We start from the raw sequence: 17,237 nt of genomic DNA, 5'->3' as shown, positions 1-17,237 counted from the left end.
GGGTGGGGAGGTCGGAGAAGTCGATGTCGGGGACGAGGAGGGCGCCGCCGGCCAGGAGGGCGAGCAGGGCCGTGGCGGCGAACAGGCCGACCCAGGCGAGGCCGGGGACGCCGGTGAGGTGGGCGAGCTGGTCGGCGTCCGAGCTCGGCGCCATCCGCCGGGACCGCATCCGCTGCAGCTCGACCACCGGGCGGGTGCCGGCCAGCAGCAGGAACCAGGCGGCCAGGTAGGCGAACCCGGCCTGTACCTCCGCGCTGCCCAGCCACGACACGGCGAAGACGATCGCGCCCGTCGCGATCACCGACAGGGCGCCGTAGGCGTTGCGGATCATGATGAGCGTCGCGGCGAGCAGGGCCAGCGAGAACCACAGCATCAGCGTGATCCGGCCGTCCGCCAGGAGCAGCGCGAAGAACAGGCCGAGCAGCGGGGGCGTGACGTACCCGGCCATCGCCGTGAAGATCATGCCGGGCCCGTGCGGCTTGCCGCGCGACACGGTCACGCCCGAGGTGTCGGAGTGCAGCTTGATGCCGTCCAGCTTGCGGCCGGTGACGAGCGCGATGAGCGCGTGCCCGCCCTCGTGCGCGATCGTGACGGTGTTGCGCGCCAGCCGCCACGTCGGGCCGTGGGCCACGGCGGCCAGCGCCACGATGCCGACGAGGCCCACCAGCCACAACGGGGGGTCCGGCTGCGTTCCCGTCACCCGGTCCCACAGGTCGGCGATGCTCACATTTTCCACGTCCACCTCGGAGTCGTCGTCGCGATGCCCAACATTAGGACGTCCGGGATAACGTTCGCGTTCGGTTCTTCCCGGCCGGTGTCCGGCGGTGGCGGAAGTTGTGATCATTGTCATGACGGATCGCCCGTAACGCGCCGCGGGTCCGGCGGTTCAGCAGGCCGATCTTCGCAATCCCGTTACGGTGTGACCCGCATTACCGTTATGGTGCCCTTCGCGCCCCGGGCCGCGGCTTCCGCTCCCCGGCGCGCCGAGAGGGTGAGCGGGGATTGAACGGGGACCGATCCTCCGCGCAGGCCACCGGGTCGCGCGGGCTTTTCCGATTCTTCCGGCGTGACAGGCTGACGGGCCAGATCGCGATCGGGCTGGTCGGCGTGCTCTGCGTGAGCGCGCTCGTGTACGGGGTGGGCACCGCGAGCGCGCGGTACAAGCTCTCCGACGTGGGGGCCTGGCTGAGCGCGAGCGCGAAGGGCCTGGTCGTGCACGCCAACGGGCTCGCCGGCAAGGTCGACGGCAAGGCGGCCGTGGTGCCGCAGATGCGCGGCCACCATATCAAGATCGTCCAGGACGGTACGACGGTGCTGCTGGTCGACGAGGACACCGGCGTCGTCAGCCGGATCGACCCGTCCCAGCTCAAGATCACCAAGAGCCGGCAGGTCGGCGGCCCGGGGATGCAGGTGCTCTCCGGCGCCGGCGCCGCCTACACCGTCGACCTCGTCAAGGGCGCCGTCCAGCAGATCGACCCGCTGAGCCTGGCGCCGGTCGGCCAGGCCGCGACGCTCACCGCGCCGCTCGGGCAGGCCGGCATCGACGCGAACGGGGCGCTGTGGGTGCCCGTCCCGCAGACGGGCACGGTGGTCCCGTTCCAGCGCGGCCGCCAGGGCACGCCCGTCGCGGCGGGGAAGGCCGGTGACCGGCTCGCACTGACGATCGCCGCCGGGACGCCCGTGATCACCGACAGCACGTCCGCGACCGCGCTGATCGTCCGGCCCGAGGGCACCCAGCGGATCAACCTGCCCGCGCCCATCGCGCAGGCGAAGAACGGCGTCAAGGTCCCGGCCGTCGCCGACGGGCAGATCGTCCCGATGCTCGGCGCCGGCGGCGCGCTGTACCTGCTCGACACCGGCGTCGGACGGGTCCAGTCGGTGGCGCTCCGCATGCCGAACCACTCGTTCGAGCCACCGAACGTCCTCGGATCCCGCGTCTACCTGCCGGACCGGACGTCCGGGCGGCTCCTGGTGTTCAACACCGAGCGCAACGCCTGGGAGAAGCCCGTCGCCGCCACCCGGCCCGGCGGGACGATCGAGGTGATCGTCCGCGACCACATGCTGTGGGTCAACGACCCGTTCGGCCCGGTCGCCCTCGCCTTCGGGCCCGACGGCGGCGTCAAGCGCATCAAGAAGTACGACGACAAGATCCCGGGGAGCGCGCGCAAGCCGCTGCCCGTCCAGGCGAACCCCGGCAACGGGCAGGGCAACCGCAACGGTAGCGGCGGGGGCCAGGGCGGAAACAACCCCGTCCCCGGACGGCCCGCGAAACCGCCGGCGAAGAAGGACCCGGCCGCCCCCGACCCGCCGACGCCCGCCGCGTCCGGCGACAACGGCTCGATCAATGTGCGGTTCACCGCGGCCGCGCAGCCGCAGGGCGTCTACCCGGTGGCCCAGTTCGTCCTCCTCGGCCAGGACGGCAAGCCCGTCGCCGTCGCCAAGCCGGGCCGCTTCCCTGGCAACTCCCAAGGCGGGACGTTCGCCGTCGGCGGCCTGACCTGCGACACGACCACCCACATCTACAAGGTCGCCGCCCAGTACAAGGGCAAGGACGGCAAGCCCGCCTACAGCGAGTCAGGCGAAGTAGGCGCCACCGCCTGCGCGGCGCCGGGTGCCCCGCCCTCCCTGACCGCGACGCCGAAGAACCACACCGCGGCCCTGTCGTGGACGCGGGTTCCGGGCTACGAGATCAAGTACAGGGTCAGCGGGCCCAACGCACCGTCCGGCGATCTCTCCGCGACGTCCGCCGACGTCGGCGGGCTGGCGAACGGCGCAGGCAAGACCTACACCTACACCGTCACGGCCAGCAACGGCGCAGGGACGACGACGTCCCAGCCCAAGTCGGTGACCCTTGACCCGGCCGCCCACGCCGCGACCTTCAACGGGCACCACAACGAGACCACCAACACCTATTTGCACACTGGGCCGCGCACCACGACGCAACGCGACGGCTCGTTCCCCAAGGGCTTTGCGGACCCCGTGGAGGTGATCTGCCAGCAGGGCGGCGACGAGGTCGTCGATGAGCAGGACAAGCGCCTCGTCAGCAGTGTCTGGGACAAGATCGTTTACGAGGGCAGGGAGCGCTGGGTCAGTGACATCTACGTGAACACCCCGGGCTCGGATTCGGGGACGTTCTCTTCGACGCTCTGGGGGTGCGTCTGATGACTGAGAGTTCTGGGGTGGACGCGGAGGCGTTGGCGGGGCGGTTCGCGCAGATGTTCGCGGCGCTCGCGGGCAACATCGAGCGGGTCGTGCGCGGCAAGCGGGAGAAGGTCGAACTGGCGCTGGTCTGCCTGCTGTCCGAGGGACATCTCCTCGTCGAGGACGTCCCCGGCGTCGGCAAGACGACCCTGGCGCGGGCGATCTCGGCGTCGGTCGAGGCGAAGTGGGCGCGGATCCAGTTCACGCCCGACCTGCTGCCCAGCGACATCACCGGCGTGTCGATCTTCAACCAGGGGACGAGCGCGTTCGAGTTCCACCCGGGCCCGATCTTCGCGAACCTGGCCGTCGCGGACGAGATCAACCGCGGTTCGCCGAAGACGCAGTCGGCGCTGCTGGAGGTCATGGAGGAGCGCCGGGTGACGGTCGAGGGCACCCCGCATCCGGTGCCGCGCCCGTTCATGGTCATCGCGACGCAGAACCCGGTCGACATGGACGGCACGTACCCGCTGCCGGAGGCGCAGCTCGACCGGTTCCTGATGCGGATCTCGATGGGCTACCCGGACCACCAGGCCGAGGTGGCGCTGCTGGCGGGCGCCCCGACCGGGGCGATGCTCGACCAGATGCCGCCGGTGATGAGCCGCGAGGACCTCGCCCGCATGATCGAGTTCGCGCAGCGGCTGCATGTCGCGGCGCCGCTGTTCGACTACCTGGTGCGGGTCGTCGCGGCCACCCGCGAGCACCCCGACCTGCGGCTCGGTGCGAGCCCGCGGGCCAGCATCGCGCTGCTGCGGGCGTCCCGGGTGCGCGCGGCGGCGGCGGGCCGCGCCTACATCGTCCCGGAGGACGTGAAGGCCCTCGCCGTCCCGGTCATCGCGCACCGGCTGATCGTCACGCCGGAGGCGGAGCTGCGCGGGCGCACGGGCGCCGACGTGGTCGGCGAGGCGCTGCAGAACGTGCCGACGCCGCAGGCCGCCGGTGTCTGAGAAACGGGTGTGACATGCTGACGCCGCTCGGATGGGGGACGGCGGCCGTCTCGATCGTGCTGTACGCGGCGGGCTGGTGGCTCGGCTACCCCGAGCCCGCGATGCTGGCCGTCGCGGGGCTCGCCGCGGTGGCGGCCGCCGCGCTGTGGACGCTGCCGCAGCCGAAGCTGGACGTCCGCCGGGAGATCGCGCCGCTGAAGGTGGAGCGCGGCGAGCCCGCCGTCGGCGTCCTGCACGTGACGAACAAGGGGCGCGGGGTCCGCGGGCTGAGCGCGCAGGACGCGGCCGGCCCGGCCTCGGTGGCGGTCGAGGTCCCGCGGCTGCGGGCGGGCGGGACGCGCACCGTGACCTACCGGCTGCCGACGGAGCGGCGCGGCCGGATCCCGGTGGGCCCGCTGCGGCTGGTGCGCGCGGACCCGCTCCGGCTGGCCCGCCGCGTCCGCGAGTACGGCGCGCCGCAGTTCCTGCTCGTCCGGCCGAAGACGGTGCGGCTGGCGCTGCTGCCGTCCGGCCGCGCCCACCACCTGGAGGGGCCGACGAGCGACCGGTCCCCGGCCGGGACGGCGACGTTCCACGCGCTGCGCGAGTACGTGATCGGGGACGAGCTGCGCCACATCCACTGGAAGTCCTCGGCCCGCACCGGCACGCTGATGGTCCGGCAGCTGGTGGACGCCAGCCTGCCGACGACGACGATCGTGCTGGAGGCGCGGCCCGGGTCGTGGCCGGAGCCCGACGACTTCGAGCTGGCCGTGGACGCCGCCGCGTCCGTCGCGGTGGGGGCGGCGTCGGCGAGCTTCCCGGTCCGCATCCTCACCGGGACCGGCCAGCTCACCGACACGAGGGGCGGGCCCGAGGACGTGGAGGTCCTCCTCGACCACCTCACCGCCGTCCAGACGAAGGATGCGCCGCAGTCCACCGTGGACGCCGTGCGCCGTGTGCGCGCGGGCGGGTCCCTCGTCGTCGTCACGACGGGTTCCGCCGAGCTGGGGCGGATCGCGTCGGTCAAGGGCCGCTTCGACCGGGTCCTGGTGCTGCGGGTGCGGCCGTCCGAGCCCGCGTCGGCGCCGCCCGGCGTCCAGCTGATCGACTTCGCCGACCTGGACGCGCTGGCGGAGTCGTGGCGGCGCCTCGGGAGCGTCCGGTGACCCGGTACGTCTCGCTCGCCGTGACGGCCTGCCTGGTCGCCGTCGCGGGCCTGTCGTTCCAGCGGGTCTTCGGGTTCGGGCCGGTCGTCCCGGTCGCCGCCGTCGCGGCGGTCGTCCCGACACTGCTGTCCGGGCTGCTGTCGGGCCCGCGCAAGGACAAGGGCCCGTGGCCGCTGTGGATCTCGCTCGTGCTGACCGTCGTCGCCTGGGCGGGCACGGTCTCGGTCACCGTCCTGCGCCCGGCCCTCAGTGAGGGGACGCTGCCGCAGACGCTCCGCGAGGGCGTGCTCAGCTCGTGGAAGTCGATCCTGACCACGCTGCTGCCCGCGCCGGCGAAGCCGGAGTTCCTCGTCCTGGTCAACGTCGTGGTGTGGCTGGCCGCGTTCGCGTCCGCCGAGCTGGCGCTGCGGACGTCGCTGCGCGCCCTCCCGTGCCTGCCGGCGCTGGGCGTGTGGGCGGTCGCGCTGCTGCTCGGGGTGGACGGCCCCGGCACCAACCTGCCGCTCGCCGCCGCGACCGTCGTGCTCATCGCCGTGCTCGTCCTGGTCCGGGCGGACGGCACCGGCATCGCCTGGCGGCCCCTGGCGATCGGCGTGCCGGCCGCGGCCGTCCTCGGCGGGCTGGCGTTCGCCGCCGGACCCGTCGTCCCCGTCAGCGCCGAGCCGTACAACCCGCGCGAGCAGGTCGCGGCGCCGCCGCCGCAGCAGCGCGACAGCGTCAGCCCGCTCGACCGCGTCGGCGGCTGGCTGCTGAGCCCCGACCAGGTCATGTTCACCGTCCAGGCGAAGCGGAACGAGATCGAGCGGCTCGCCGTCCTGGACCGGTTCGACGGCGTGACATGGTCGTCCACGGCCCGGTTCGTCCCGACCGGCAGCCGGGTCCCGGAGGGGCCGCGGCCGGGCAAGCGGCACGAGGTCGCGCAGCGCATCACGATCCGCGACCTGCCGGGCGTGTGGGTGCCCGCGGCCGACCGCCCCAGGGAGGTCGACGGGCTCCCGGTCGTCGTCGACCCCGGCAGCGGCGCGCTCGCCGCCGCGCAGCCGCTCCGCTCAGGCCAGACGTACCGGGTCGACTCCGTCGTCCCCGAGTGGACGGCCGACGACCTCGCCGCCGCGACCGTCGCCAACGACGCCGAGGCGAAGGGCGCGCGGGAGCTGCCGTGGGGGCCGGGCGCGAAGGAGCCGCCCGTCCAGCTCGCCGAGTTCCGCAAGTTCGCGGAGGCCGCGACGCAGGGCGCCGTGTCGCCCATCCAGAAGGCCGCGATGCTCGCCGAGTACCTCAAGCGGTACGCCAGGTACGACGTGACGGCCCCGCCAGGGCACAGCTACCGGCAGCTCGACTACTTCCTCGGCGAGGGCAGGCGCGGCACCCCCGAGCACTTCGCGACCGCTTACGCGCTCCTCGCCCGGACGCTCGGCCTGCCCTCCCGGGTCGTCGTGGGCTTCGACGGCGGGAACCGGGCGGGCGACACCGTCCAGGTCCGGTCGGGGGACGTGATGGTGTGGCCCGAGATCAAGTTCGACGGTCTCGGCTGGATCCGCTTCAACCCGCTCCCGGACAGCGCCCGCAAGTCCAAGAAGAACGACTCTGTCGCGGCGGGGGAGACGGAGCAGAACCTGGAGCAGGCCCAGAAGAACGCGGCGTCCCAGCAGCGCGGCCAGGGCCCGGGCAACACGACGGAGAAGGGCCCGCAGAAGACGCCCGCGACCCAAGACTCGCCTACGCCGTGGTGGGTCTTCGCCGCGATCGCGGTGGGCGTGCTCGTCATCGGCTACCTGTTCGCCGTTCTCCTCGCCCCCGCCCTGCGCAAGCGGCGCCGCCGGGCCGGGACGCCCGCCGCCCGCATCACCGGCGCCTGGCACCAGGCCCTCGACCACCTCGCGGACGTCGGGCTGTCCACGGCCCGGACGCTGACCGCGCACGAGGTCGCGGGGTACGGCGCGTCCAACGTGGGCGAGGACGCCCACGGGCATCTGGGCCCGCTCGCGGACCTCGTCAACCGCAGCCGCTTCGCCGCGTCCCACTCCGACCCGCGCGCCGCCGACCAGGCCTGGCACCACACCGATCAGCTGGGACGCCTCGTCACCGCCAAGGCCGGACGCCTGCGCCGGTTCCGCCGCCGCCTCCACCCGCGCTCCCTCCGGGACCGCCGGGCCCTCAAGGCAGCGGGACGCTGACCCCGATCTCGCCGCCCAGCACGGCACCCGCCTCCAGTTCCAGGTCGTCCCCGCTCCAGAACCGGCCTGGGTCGAACCAGTTCGGGCGGCGGCCCTTCGGCAGCAGCCCCATCGACTGGTACGTCACCGCGACGATCTCGGCGCAGAACGCCGTCTCCAGGTTCATGTCCCGCTCGGCCGGGCGCCGGATGGGCACCCGCCCGCGCGCCCACCGCGACGCGAGCTTCGACGTCGAGGGGAACGGCGTGCCGTCCAGCCGCGCCACCGCGCGCAGCGCCGCGTCCTCCATCGCGCGGGACGGCGGCGGATCGAGCTGCCGCAGCCACGCCCGCTGCCCGTAGCGGTTGCCCCACGCCAGCACGGCTTCGCGCAGGTCGTGCAGCTGCGCGCCGCGGTGGTGCCCGCCCGTCCACATGTCGCGCAGCGACCGGCCCAGCTCGGCGTGCCACATCAGCGGCGGCAGGTCGTCGATGACCACCGACATCCCGACATGGTTGACGGGGCTGTTCGTCGTCATCTGGATGGCGCGGTCGGCGACGGTCCGGCCGCGGAACAGCCACACGTCCCCGGTGCGGGTCAGCTCGGCGGCCTCGTCGAGGGAGATGCTCGTACCCGGCATGATCGCTACCGTAGCCGCATGCGAACGTGGAAAACGCCCAGCTTGTGGAAGGCCCTCGGAATCGCCGGGTTCATCGGCGTGGCCGCGACCGGCGCCGTGATCGTCCGGGCCGAGCGCCGACGCCGCGCCTACACGCCGGACGAGATCCGGGAGCGCCTCCACGACCGGCTGGACGAGTCGCCCGGAGAGCGGGCATGACGGTGCGCGACGTCCGCCCACCCACCCCGGACGACCTGGACCGCGCCTGGCGGGCCGTCTCCGCCGAACTCGACCCGACGCCGCTGGTCCCGTCCGGTCTGGCGCCGGGCGCGCTGCTGAAGCTGGAGACGTTCCAGCCGACCGGCGCCTTCAAGGTGCGGGGCGCGCTCGCGGCCGTCGCCGCCCTGCCGGAGGGGAGGCCGGCGGTCACCGCGAGCGCGGGCAACCACGGGCTCGGCATGGCGTACGCCGCCGCGAAGACCGGCGCGGACATCACCGTCGTCGTGTCGACCAGGGCGTCCCAGGTCAAGGTCGACAGGATGGGCGCGTTCCCGGTGCGGATCGTCCAGCACGGGACGACCTACGACGAGGCCGAGGCGCACGCCATGACGCTCCCCGGCCACTTCGTCTCGCCCTACAACGACCCGGCGGTCATCGCCGGGCAGGGCACCATCGGCAGCGAACTCGACCGGCAGGCGGAGGGGCCGCTCACGGTCATCGCGCCGGTCGGCGGCGGCGGGCTCCTCGCCGGGCTCTGCCTGTGGGCGCGCGCACGCGGCGACGTGCGGGTCGTCGGCGTCGAGTCGGCGGTGTCGCGCGGCGTCTCCGCCTCCGTGGCGGCCGGACGCGTCGTCGAGGTCGAGGTCGGCGAGTCGTTCGCCGACGGCCTGCTCGGCAACCTCGAACCCGGCTGCGTCACACCGGAGGTGATCGGGCGCACCGCCGAGCTGACGTCCGTCACCGATGACCAGATCCGGACGGCATTGCGCCGGCTGTTCCACGAGCACGGCCTGGTCGCCGAGGGGTCGGGCGCCGCGGGCGTGGCCGCCCTCCTCGCCGGGAAGGTCGAGGTCACCGGCCGCCCCGTGGTCATCGTTTCCGGACGCAACATAACCGTCCCGACATTCACCGACGCAATTCACGAAAACTGACCTGTCGCCATTTTTCGCAGGAACGCGGGCGGCTGTGGGACGGAAGCCACTACGGTGTCCCGTGCGAACGGGGTAGGTGATCGGGACGTGGCGGGCCTGGGGTTATTCTTCCGGCGTGACCGGCTGACGGGGCAGGTCGCGGTCGGGCTCGCCGGCGTGCTCGTCATCGCCGCCGCCGTCTACGGGGTGGGCGTCGCCAGCGCCAAGTACCGGATCGCCGACGTCGGCGCCTGGCTGACCGCGCGCAGCAAGGGCCTCGCCGTGCACGTCAACGGCCTCGCGGGCAAGACCGACGGCAAGGCGAGCGTGATCCCGCAGATGCGCGGCCACAACGTCAAGATCGTCCAGGACGGCGCGACGGTGCTGATCATCGACCTGGACACCGGCGTCGTCAGCCGGCTCGACCCGTCCCAGCTGAACATCAGCGGGAGCCGCCCGCTCGCCCGGGGCCTGCAGGTCCTCGCCGCCGCCGGGAAGGCGTACACGGTCGACTCGGTCAAGGGCGTCGTCCAGCAGATCGACCCGGTCGGCCTGACCCCGGTCGGCGCGTCCGCCGCGCTGCCGCCGGTCCTCGGGCAGGCGGGCATCGACGCGCAGGGCACGCTGTGGGTGCCGGTGTCCAAGAACGGGGACGTCTCCGCGTTCAAGGAGGGCCGTCTCCAGCCGCCCGTGCACGTCGGCGGCGCCGGCGACAGCCTGGCGCTGACCATCGCGGCCGGAGACCCCGTCGTCGTCGACTCGACCGCCGCCACCGCCACGGTCGTCAAGTCGTCCGGGGCGCAGTTGAAGGTGAGCCTGCCCACGACCGTCCAGCAGGCGGGACGCGGCGGCGTGCTGGCCCCGCCCTCGACCGAGGGCAAGGTCGTCCCGCTGCTGGTGCCGGGCACCGGGTCGCTGGTCACCGTCGACACCGACACCGGGCGCTACTCCAGCACCCGGCTCGCGATGCCGAAGCACCGGTACCGGCCGCCGCAGATGCTCGGCGCGAAGGTCTACATCCCGGACGAGACGGCCGGCGCGCTGATCGTGTACGACTCGGCGGGCAACCGGTTCGAGCGCCCGGTCCCGGTGACGGGCCGGGCGTCCCGGCTGGACGTCTTCGTCCGGGACGGGCTGCTCTGGGCCAACGACCCGGCCGGCCCGCACGCCGTGGTCGTCGACCGGCAGGGCGCCCACAAGGCGATCAACAAGTACAAGGACAGGGTGGCGGGCGGCCCCAAGCGCAACGCCATCCCCCTTCCGGGCGGCGGTGACGCGCCGCCGCCGCGCAGGCAGCAGCCCTCGTCGCCGCCGCGGACGCCCCGGCACGGCGAGCCGCCGACCCCGCCCGCGAACGTGTCCGTGACGCCGGGGGCGGGCACGATGCGGATCGACTTCCAGCCTTCGCAGGGCGAGGGGATCCTCGGGTACGTGCTGAAGGACGTCCCGTCCGGCCTCACGGCGAGCCCGGCCGCGATCACGTCGGGCGGCGGGCCCTTCACGTTCACGGTGAAGGGCGGTGCCTGCGGGCAGGAGTACCGGTTCCGTGTCGCCGTCCGTTACCGGGACGCACGTGGCCGGACCCGCGAGCAGGTGTCGGCGGCGACCGATCCCGTCCGCCCGTGCGTGACACCGGGCGCGCCGACCGCCGTGAAGGCGCAGGCCACGGCGTCCGGCGCGAAGGTCTCCTGGACGGGCCCGCCCGGCGCGGCCGCCTACAAGCTCAGCTGGGACGGCCCGCTCCAGGGCAGCAAGACCGTGTCGGCCACGTCCGCGACGCTCGGCAACGTCTGGACGAACGGCGACTACACCTTCAACGTCGCCGCCGTGAACGAGGCGGGCACCGGTTCGACCGCGAAGCTGCAGGCGACGCTCACCGGCCCCAAGGGGACATACAAGGTCGAGCGCAACGAGAAGTCCAACGGGTACATCAGGTCGACGGCCGATGCCGAGAACGGCGCGTCCGTTGCCACGATGTACGACAACAATGGCGATAAGGTCACGGTCAACTGCCAGGTGAAAGGCGTCTACTACAACCGGAACTCGACCCTGAAGGGTGACATGTACGCGAACATCACCTGGCAGGACAAGACCGGCTACGTCATCGGCTACCTGGTCGACACCCCGGGGGAATGGACGAGCTTCGCAGGCCCGAAGCTCTGGAAGTGCGGGTCCCAGACCTTCTACAAATCCAACTAGCTGCGCTTGTTCTTGCCGTTGCCCTTGTTCTTGCCGATGCAGGCGGGCGCCGACCACGATACGTCCGGCGCCTTGCCCTCGGTGAGGCGCAGCACCGCGCCGACCTTGACGCAGTAACGGGTGTTCGGCCGCAGGCCCGGGAGGGTCGCCGAGCGCGAGCCCGCCCTGACCGCCACGATCGGTTTCGTGCCCGCGGGCTGCTGCTGGACGAGCAGCGGAAGCTCCCGCGCGGCGGGCGGCAGCGTCCAGATGAGCGCCGCCGTCCGGCCGACCAGCCTGGCGGTCACCTTGCGGGGCCGTGCCGCGGCGAGCTGCGCGGCCGTGACCGGCTGCTGCGGCACCTGCGTGGCCTGCCCTTGCGGGACGGTCTGCGACGGCGGCGCTCCAGCGGCCGGATCACCGCCCTTGTCGTCGCCGCCCCCCGCGAGGGCGAGCGCCCCGATGCCGAGCCCGAGCCCGCCGACCAGCGCGACCCCGGCCGCGACGATCAGGCCGCGCCGGGGGCCGTCGCTCGGCTGGTCCTGGGTGAACTGGTGCGGGTTCGTGTGCGGCGTCGTGTTCGATCCGCCGGCGCCCGGCCCGCCGGTCGCCGGTGCCTGCGGCCAGCCGGGCTCGGGCGCCGTGTGCGAGCCGTTCTGCGGGAGGAGGGCGTCGGGCGACTGCGGCGGGACGGCGTTCGGCGCCCACGGCGACGGCGGCGCGGCGGGCGCCGGGGGAGGTGCCGTGGCGGCGGGCGCGGACGGCGAGTAGGCGGTCGGCGCCCATTCCGGCACGAGCGGCGGCCCGGAGGTGTCGGGGAACGCCGCCCGGGAGCCGCCGGCCTCCGGGCCCGGCCGCACGGCGCCGCTGCTGTGCGCCACGTCCGTCACCGGCAGCGCCAGCTCGACCTGGACCCGCTGGAGCGCCTGCGCGAACTCCACCGCGCTCGCGAACCGCTTCTCGGGCGTCTTCGCCATCGAGTGCGCGATGACGTCGGCGACCTGCTTCGGCACGTCCGGGCGGGGGATCGGCGGCGGCGCGTCGTTCAGGATCCGCAGCATCAGCAGCGCGATGCCCTCGCCGGGCGGCCCCTTGAAGGCGGGCTGGCCGGCCAGCAGCTGGTACAGCGTCGAGCCGAGCGAGTAGATGTCGGCGCCGACGCCGGGCGGCCGGCCCTCCAGCACCTCGGGCGCCGCGTGGTGCGGGGTGAACGCCTGCGTGTGGGTGGCGTCGAAGGTGTCGACCAGCCGGGCGATGCCGAAGTCGGCGAGCGCCGGCTCCCCGTACCGCGACAGCAGCACGTTCTGCGGCTTGACGTCCCGGTGCAGGACGTCGGTCTCGTGGGTGGCGGCGAGCGCGCCCGCCATCTTCACGCCGATCCGCAGCACCTCGGCGAACGGCAGCGGCCCCTCCCGCGCGAGCCGGTCGGTGAGCGCGCCGTGCTCGAAGTACTCCATCGCGATGTAGGGGCGGCCCGAGCGGGTGGTGCCGGTGTCCAGCACCGTCACGATGTTCGGATGCCCCGAGAGCCGCCCGGTGATCTTCGATTCGCGCTGGAAGCGGCGCATCGCCGTGTCGTCGACCGCGCTGACCGACAGGACCTTCAGCGCGACCATCCGGTCGAGGCGCTCCTGGTGCGCGCGGTAGACGACGCTGAACCCGCCCTCGCCCACCTGCTCCAGCACCCGGTAGCCCGGGACGTCCTCGGTCATGGGTCCGGGAATCCCTCTCGTTGCTCGTCTCGTCCGGGTCGCGGCGGGGGCGCGATCATTCGATGTCCGGCGGCCCGGGGAGGTTCCCCCGGAGGTCAACAGCGTAGTACGGGGACGAATCAGGCGCGGCCGGTCTCGCCGGAAGGGTCCGGCCCGTCCGCCGGCCCGAGATCGCGTCCGGAAATAGCGTGACATTTCTCGCGGCCTCGTTAATCGTTGCGTCAATTCCGCTCCAGGTGCGGCTCGATACGTCCTAACCTCGGATTTCGCGACGATGGAACGGCGCAGAGGGAGTGGCCCGCCGTGACGGACGATGTCATGACGAATCCGCGGACGGAAATGCCGCCGGCCAAATCGGCCTACGGCGACCTTGTCCGAATGGCGTATTTCGTTCTGCCCGGGCGCGGAAAGCGCGTCTACCGGCTCGCGATCGCCCGCCGGATCGTGGACTCCACCGCGCGCGGCGCCCGCGACCGCTCCGCCGCCGGGCACGCCCGGCGCCGCACCCGCGTCCTGCGCCGGGCGCTGCGCCCCTCGCGGCGGCTCCAGATCGGCCTCGGCCCGTGGCTGCGCGCTCTGCCCGCCCGGCTGCCCGACCCCGCGCTGACCACGGCCCTGTCCAAGCTCGACCCGCACGTCCGCGTCGCCTACGTGCTGCGGCACATGGAGGGGCTGCCCCGCTACGCGGTCCACGACCAGATGATCGAGCTGGGGGTGCGGCACCCCTGGCCGGCGATCCGCGCCGCCGAGGCCATCGTGGTGCCCGCGCCCCGCCGCGGCGAACGGTTCGAGCCGGCGCTGCTGCGTCCCGTCCGCAACCGGTCGGTGCTGCCGCTCGCCACCGCCGCCGTCCTCACCGCCGCGCTGGCCGGCGCGCTGGTCGCCACCGAGCACGGCGGCTCGCGGGGGGCGTCCGCGCGGAGCCTGCGCCTCGTCGCGGCCGCACCGGACGCCTGGACGCGCGGCGCCCGCACCCTCGACGCCTGGCCGCCGCGCGGCGACCTCGCCCGCGACCGGGCGTTCACCGGACGCGCCGCCGGGGCGTGGTCCGCCGCGCCCGGCGCCCGCCGCGCCGCCGGCGGCACCGCCCAGCTCCTGTTCGCCGGCCGGCTCGACGGCGCGCCCCTCGCCGTCCTGCGCAGCGGCGACCTGGTGGCCCGCTACCGGTCCGGCCGCCTGGACGTCGTCACCGCCGGCACCGACCCGTCCGCCCCGATCGCCCTCGGCGGCGGACGCTACCTCCTCGCCCCCTGGGAGACCCGGCCGGAGACGCTCGCCGGCGGCCGGCTCCCCACGTCCGGAGGGGTGACCGAACCGGTCAGGCCCGGCACCCGCTGCGGCCGCGGCGCGCTCTTCCACCTCGGCTCCCGGACCGTCGGCGACCTCGGCGGCCCGCGCGCCACCGTCCTCGCCTACCACTCGCCCGCGCACCGCCCCGGCGGCGCCGACCGTCCGGCCCGCCTCGGCCGGACGGCACGCGCCTTCTGGGACCGCCTGGCCTGCGCGACGCCCCGCCTCGCCCAGCCCCTCTCCGAGGCGATGGCGTTCGACTTCTGGTCGGGGAGACTGCCGCACGGCGGGAAGCCCGCCGACTGGGTCTGCACCAGGCTGACGGACGCCACCGGCGCCAAGACCGCCTCCGCGACCCTGCTCGGGGCGGAGAACCGCGCCACGGGCACCTGCGACCCGCGGCGCCTGGTGAGCGGGACGTGGTGGCGCGCCCCGTCCGGCCGCTGGTACTACCTGGCCGCGGCCGGGCGCGGCCTCGTCCCGCACGCGGACGGCGTCCGCCGCTCTACCACGAAGGACCGCCTCCTCGTCGCCACGGGCACCCCGAACTCGGCCGTGACGCTCACCGCCCGGTGAAACGCGCCCCGCGTCAGCGGCCGCTTACCTGGATCGGGCACACTGGTGGGGGACCGAACGAGATTCAGGAGGCGTAATGGGCAAGGGGCCGCTCTCCGGAGTGCGGGTGATCGAGCTGGCCGGGATCGGGCCGGGGCCGTTCGCCGCGATGCTGCTGGCCGACCTCGGCGCCGACGTGATCCGCGTGGACCGCGCCTCCGCCGTCCGGGACGGCGAGGCCACCGGCGGCACCGACTTCACCAACCGCGGCAAGCGGTCGATCGCCATAGACCTCAAGAGCGAGCGCGGCAGGGAGGTCGTCCTCCGCCTGGCGGAGAAGTCCGACGTCCTCCTCGAAGGGTTCCGCCCCGGCGTCACCGAACGGCTCGGCATCGGCCCGGACGACTGCCTCGCCCGCAACCCGCGGCTCGTCTACGGCCGGATGACCGGCTGGGGCCAGGAGGGCCCGCTCTCCCAGGCCGCCGGCCACGACGTCGGCTACATAGCCATCACCGGCGCCCTGCACGCCATCGGGCGCGCCGACGGCCCCCCGCAGGTCCCGATGAACCTGCTCGGCGACTTCGCCGGCGGCAGCATGTACCTGATCGTCGGCGTCCTGTCCGCCCTCCTCGAAGCCCGCGCCGGCGGCCGGGGCCAAGTTGTCGACGCCGCCATCGTGGACGGCACCGCCCACCTGTCGACGTTCATCCACGGCTTCCTCGCAGGCGGCATCTGGGAGGACCGCCGCGGCGTCAACATGCTCGACACCGGCGCCCCCTGGTACGACGTCTACGAGACCTCCGACGGCCTGCACATGGCCGTCGGCGCCATCGAGCCGCAGTTCTACGCCGAGTTCCTCCGCCTCATCGGCCTCGGCAGCGAGGACCTCCCGGCCCAGCACGACCGCGCCGGCTGGCCCGCCCTCCGCGACCGCTTCGCCGCCGTCTTCCGCACGAAGACCCGCGACGAGTGGACGAAGATCTTCGTCCCGAGCGACGCCTGCGTGGCCCCCGTCCTGTCCATGACCGAGGCCGCCGAGCACCCTTACAACACGGCCCGCGACGTCTTCCCTGACCTGGCCGGACACCGCCAGCCCGCCCCGGCCCCCCGCTTCTCCCGCACGCCGGGGGAGACCGACGGCGTCCCCGTCCTCCCCGGCGGCCAGACCAAGGCCATCCTCGACGACCTGGGCTTCGAAGACACCGAGACCCTCCTCAAAGAAGGCGCCATAACCCAGGCCTGACCCCGGGGTGCCCGGCGACCTCTTCTCGCCGGGCACCCCGGTCACCTCAGCCGACCCCCGGGTCCGGCACCCCGAGATGCTTGAGGATCGCCCCGAGTTGGGCATCCACCCGCGCGAACCCCTGATCCATCCCGTCGAGCCGGGCGTCCATGCCGTCGAGCCGCTGGTCCATGCCGTCGAACCGGGCGTCCACCCGGTCGAAGCGCTCGTCCACCTTCGTGAATCGGGCGCCGACGTCCTGGAACCGGGCGTCCACCGAGTCGAACCGGGCGTCCACCCGGTCGAGGCGGGCGCCGATCTTGTTGAACTGGAGGCTGTGCTGCTCCAGCGTCTTCTGGACCTTGCCGACGTCGGCCTTGATCTGCGTGACGTCCTTGCGAAGGGCTCTCAGGCTCTCGCTGAGAGCCGTGGCCTGACCGGGGCCGGCCCAGGTCTCCAGGTTCGACACTCGCACCTCCAGTTCGGTGAACTGTTCTTTGGTCACCGTCACGTCATTCTCTCCTTCTCGCGCTCGGTCCCGCTCCCCGACACGGAAGTTAGTGATGCGGTGAAGGTCCCGTGACCCGATTACAGAAAGTGGTCGACTTTTCACGGTTTGCGACTCTAAACCAGACAGAAGTCTCATCACGGTTGTGGTGATGTGCGCCTTTCCAGGCGGGTGCCGTGGCGGAGGGTGATGGACATGATGTCGCTGGGGGCGTCCAGTTCGAGGCGATGCCAGCGGCCTCGCGGGACGATGAAGGCGGTGCCTGCCGGCAGCTTCACCATCTCCTCTTCGCCGCCCGCCTCTTCAGGGCGAAGGTGGATCCGCAGGGCGCCGGACAGGCAGCAGACCGCCTCCTCCGCCGCCGGGTGCATCTCCCAGTGGTCGGCGTGGACGTCGGCGTCGGTCTCCACGTGGAAGGTCCCGACGTGCCAGGAGCCGTCGCCGGTCGTCATGCGGCGCTCGGTGGCCCGGACGCCGCCGTCGGGGTGGAAGGTGATGCCGGAGGCGAACAAGTCGATCGGGTTCATGAGTGCGTTCCTTCCAGTCGGTTCTCGGTGGGTGCGGGGGAGGACGAGGT

Annotated in this window: 14 protein-coding genes; 9 read left to right on the top strand and 5 right to left on the bottom strand. The window is 73.4% G+C overall.

From position 1 onward, the window contains the following. On the bottom strand, positions 1–736 hold a 736-nt coding region (locus E1293_RS32010), incomplete at its 3' end, for a M50 family metallopeptidase (RefSeq protein ID WP_132201233.1). Positions 737–1,002: 266 nt separating this feature from the next. Between E1293_RS32010 and E1293_RS32005 the strand changes: the two genes are divergently transcribed. From E1293_RS32005 to E1293_RS31990, 4 genes are read left to right on the top strand one after another with little or no spacing between them, the layout of a single operon-like run. After that, positions 1,003–3,162 carry a fibronectin type III domain-containing protein gene (locus E1293_RS32005; protein ID WP_132201231.1) on the top strand — a complete coding sequence of 720 codons (2,160 nt, stop codon included), beginning with the start codon at positions 1,003–1,005 and terminating at the stop codon, positions 3,160–3,162. Then, a complete protein-coding gene (locus tag E1293_RS32000) occupies positions 3,162–4,145 on the top strand; it encodes an AAA family ATPase (RefSeq protein WP_165978485.1) in 984 nt (327 codons plus the stop codon). Before E1293_RS32005 ends, E1293_RS32000 begins: the two co-directional genes overlap by 1 nt. A gap of 14 nt (positions 4,146–4,159) precedes the next feature. After that, entirely contained in the window at positions 4,160–5,290 is a 1,131-nt protein-coding gene (locus tag E1293_RS31995; protein ID WP_132201229.1) for a DUF58 domain-containing protein, read from the top strand. After that, positions 5,287–7,467: a transglutaminase TgpA family protein gene (locus E1293_RS31990; RefSeq protein ID WP_132201227.1), complete on the top strand. Its 2,181-nt coding sequence runs from the start codon at positions 5,287–5,289 to the stop codon at positions 7,465–7,467. Before E1293_RS31995 ends, E1293_RS31990 begins: the two co-directional genes overlap by 4 nt. Here E1293_RS31990 and E1293_RS31985 read toward each other — a convergent pair. Next, entirely contained in the window at positions 7,448–8,086 is a 639-nt protein-coding gene (locus tag E1293_RS31985; RefSeq protein ID WP_132201225.1) for a hypothetical protein, read from the bottom strand. The two genes, E1293_RS31990 and E1293_RS31985, sit on opposite strands and share 20 nt — an antisense overlap. A gap of 18 nt (positions 8,087–8,104) precedes the next feature. Here E1293_RS31985 and E1293_RS31980 point away from each other — a divergent pair, with 18 nt between their 5' ends. From E1293_RS31980 to E1293_RS31970, 3 genes are all read left to right on the top strand, one after another. After that, a complete protein-coding gene (locus tag E1293_RS31980; protein WP_132201223.1) occupies positions 8,105–8,284 on the top strand; it encodes a hypothetical protein in 180 nt (59 codons plus the stop codon). Next, the gene (locus E1293_RS31975; RefSeq protein ID WP_132201221.1) at positions 8,281–9,216 is read left to right on the top strand and encodes a threonine ammonia-lyase; all 936 of its coding nucleotides are present in this window, start codon (positions 8,281–8,283) and stop codon (positions 9,214–9,216) included. The genes E1293_RS31980 and E1293_RS31975 overlap by 4 nt, the downstream gene beginning before the upstream one ends. Positions 9,217–9,303: 87 nt before the next feature. Beyond that, positions 9,304–11,394, top strand: coding sequence for a fibronectin type III domain-containing protein (locus E1293_RS31970; RefSeq protein WP_132201219.1), 2,091 nt, complete (start codon positions 9,304–9,306; stop codon positions 11,392–11,394). Here E1293_RS31970 and E1293_RS31965 read toward each other — a convergent pair. Further along, positions 11,391–13,085: a serine/threonine-protein kinase gene (locus tag E1293_RS31965; RefSeq protein WP_165978484.1), complete on the bottom strand. Its 1,695-nt coding sequence runs from the start codon at positions 13,083–13,085 to the stop codon at positions 11,391–11,393. The genes E1293_RS31970 and E1293_RS31965 overlap by 4 nt on opposite strands. A 378-nt stretch (positions 13,086–13,463) precedes the next feature. Here E1293_RS31965 and E1293_RS31960 point away from each other — a divergent pair, with 378 nt between their 5' ends. Together E1293_RS31960 and E1293_RS31955 are read left to right on the top strand one after the other, a co-directional pair. Further along, on the top strand, positions 13,464–14,951 hold the full coding sequence (locus E1293_RS31960; protein ID WP_132201215.1) for a hypothetical protein: 1,488 nt from the start codon (positions 13,464–13,466) through the stop codon (positions 14,949–14,951). Positions 14,952–15,027: 76 nt separating this feature from the next. Continuing rightward, complete coding sequence (locus E1293_RS31955) at positions 15,028–16,173, top strand: CaiB/BaiF CoA transferase family protein (protein ID WP_132201214.1); 1,146 nt, start codon at positions 15,028–15,030, stop codon at positions 16,171–16,173. A gap of 46 nt (positions 16,174–16,219) precedes the next feature. Here the strand turns inward: E1293_RS31955 and E1293_RS31950 are convergent, their stop codons facing one another. Then, positions 16,220–16,663: a hypothetical protein gene (locus E1293_RS31950; protein WP_132201213.1), complete on the bottom strand. Its 444-nt coding sequence runs from the start codon at positions 16,661–16,663 to the stop codon at positions 16,220–16,222. A 134-nt stretch (positions 16,664–16,797) separates the two neighbouring features. Continuing rightward, a complete protein-coding gene (locus E1293_RS31945; protein ID WP_132201212.1) occupies positions 16,798–17,187 on the bottom strand; it encodes a cupin domain-containing protein in 390 nt (129 codons plus the stop codon). Positions 17,188–17,237: the final 50 nt, after the last annotated feature.

It is taken from the genome of Actinomadura darangshiensis, assembly GCF_004349235.1.
Taxonomy (GTDB): domain Bacteria; phylum Actinomycetota; class Actinomycetes; order Streptosporangiales; family Streptosporangiaceae; genus Spirillospora; species Spirillospora darangshiensis.
Note: the sequence above shows the minus strand (reverse complement) of the source record. Positions and strands in the feature narration are given on the sequence as shown.

Coding starts and splice junctions, on each gene's coding strand:
- E1293_RS31965 (WP_165978484.1), bottom strand. CDS start 13,085: ATGACCGAGGACGTCCCGGGCTACCGGGTGCTGGAGCAGGTGGGCGAG.
- E1293_RS31960 (WP_132201215.1), top strand. CDS start 13,464: ATGGCGTATTTCGTTCTGCCCGGGCGCGGAAAGCGCGTCTACCGGCTC.
- E1293_RS31995 (WP_132201229.1), top strand. CDS start 4,160: ATGCTGACGCCGCTCGGATGGGGGACGGCGGCCGTCTCGATCGTGCTG.
- E1293_RS31985 (WP_132201225.1), bottom strand. CDS start 8,086: ATGCCGGGTACGAGCATCTCCCTCGACGAGGCCGCCGAGCTGACCCGC.
- E1293_RS31980 (WP_132201223.1), top strand. CDS start 8,105: ATGCGAACGTGGAAAACGCCCAGCTTGTGGAAGGCCCTCGGAATCGCC.
- E1293_RS31955 (WP_132201214.1), top strand. CDS start 15,028: ATGGGCAAGGGGCCGCTCTCCGGAGTGCGGGTGATCGAGCTGGCCGGG.
- E1293_RS31975 (WP_132201221.1), top strand. CDS start 8,281: ATGACGGTGCGCGACGTCCGCCCACCCACCCCGGACGACCTGGACCGC.
- E1293_RS31945 (WP_132201212.1), bottom strand. CDS start 17,187: ATGAACCCGATCGACTTGTTCGCCTCCGGCATCACCTTCCACCCCGAC.
- E1293_RS32000 (WP_165978485.1), top strand. CDS start 3,162: ATGACTGAGAGTTCTGGGGTGGACGCGGAGGCGTTGGCGGGGCGGTTC.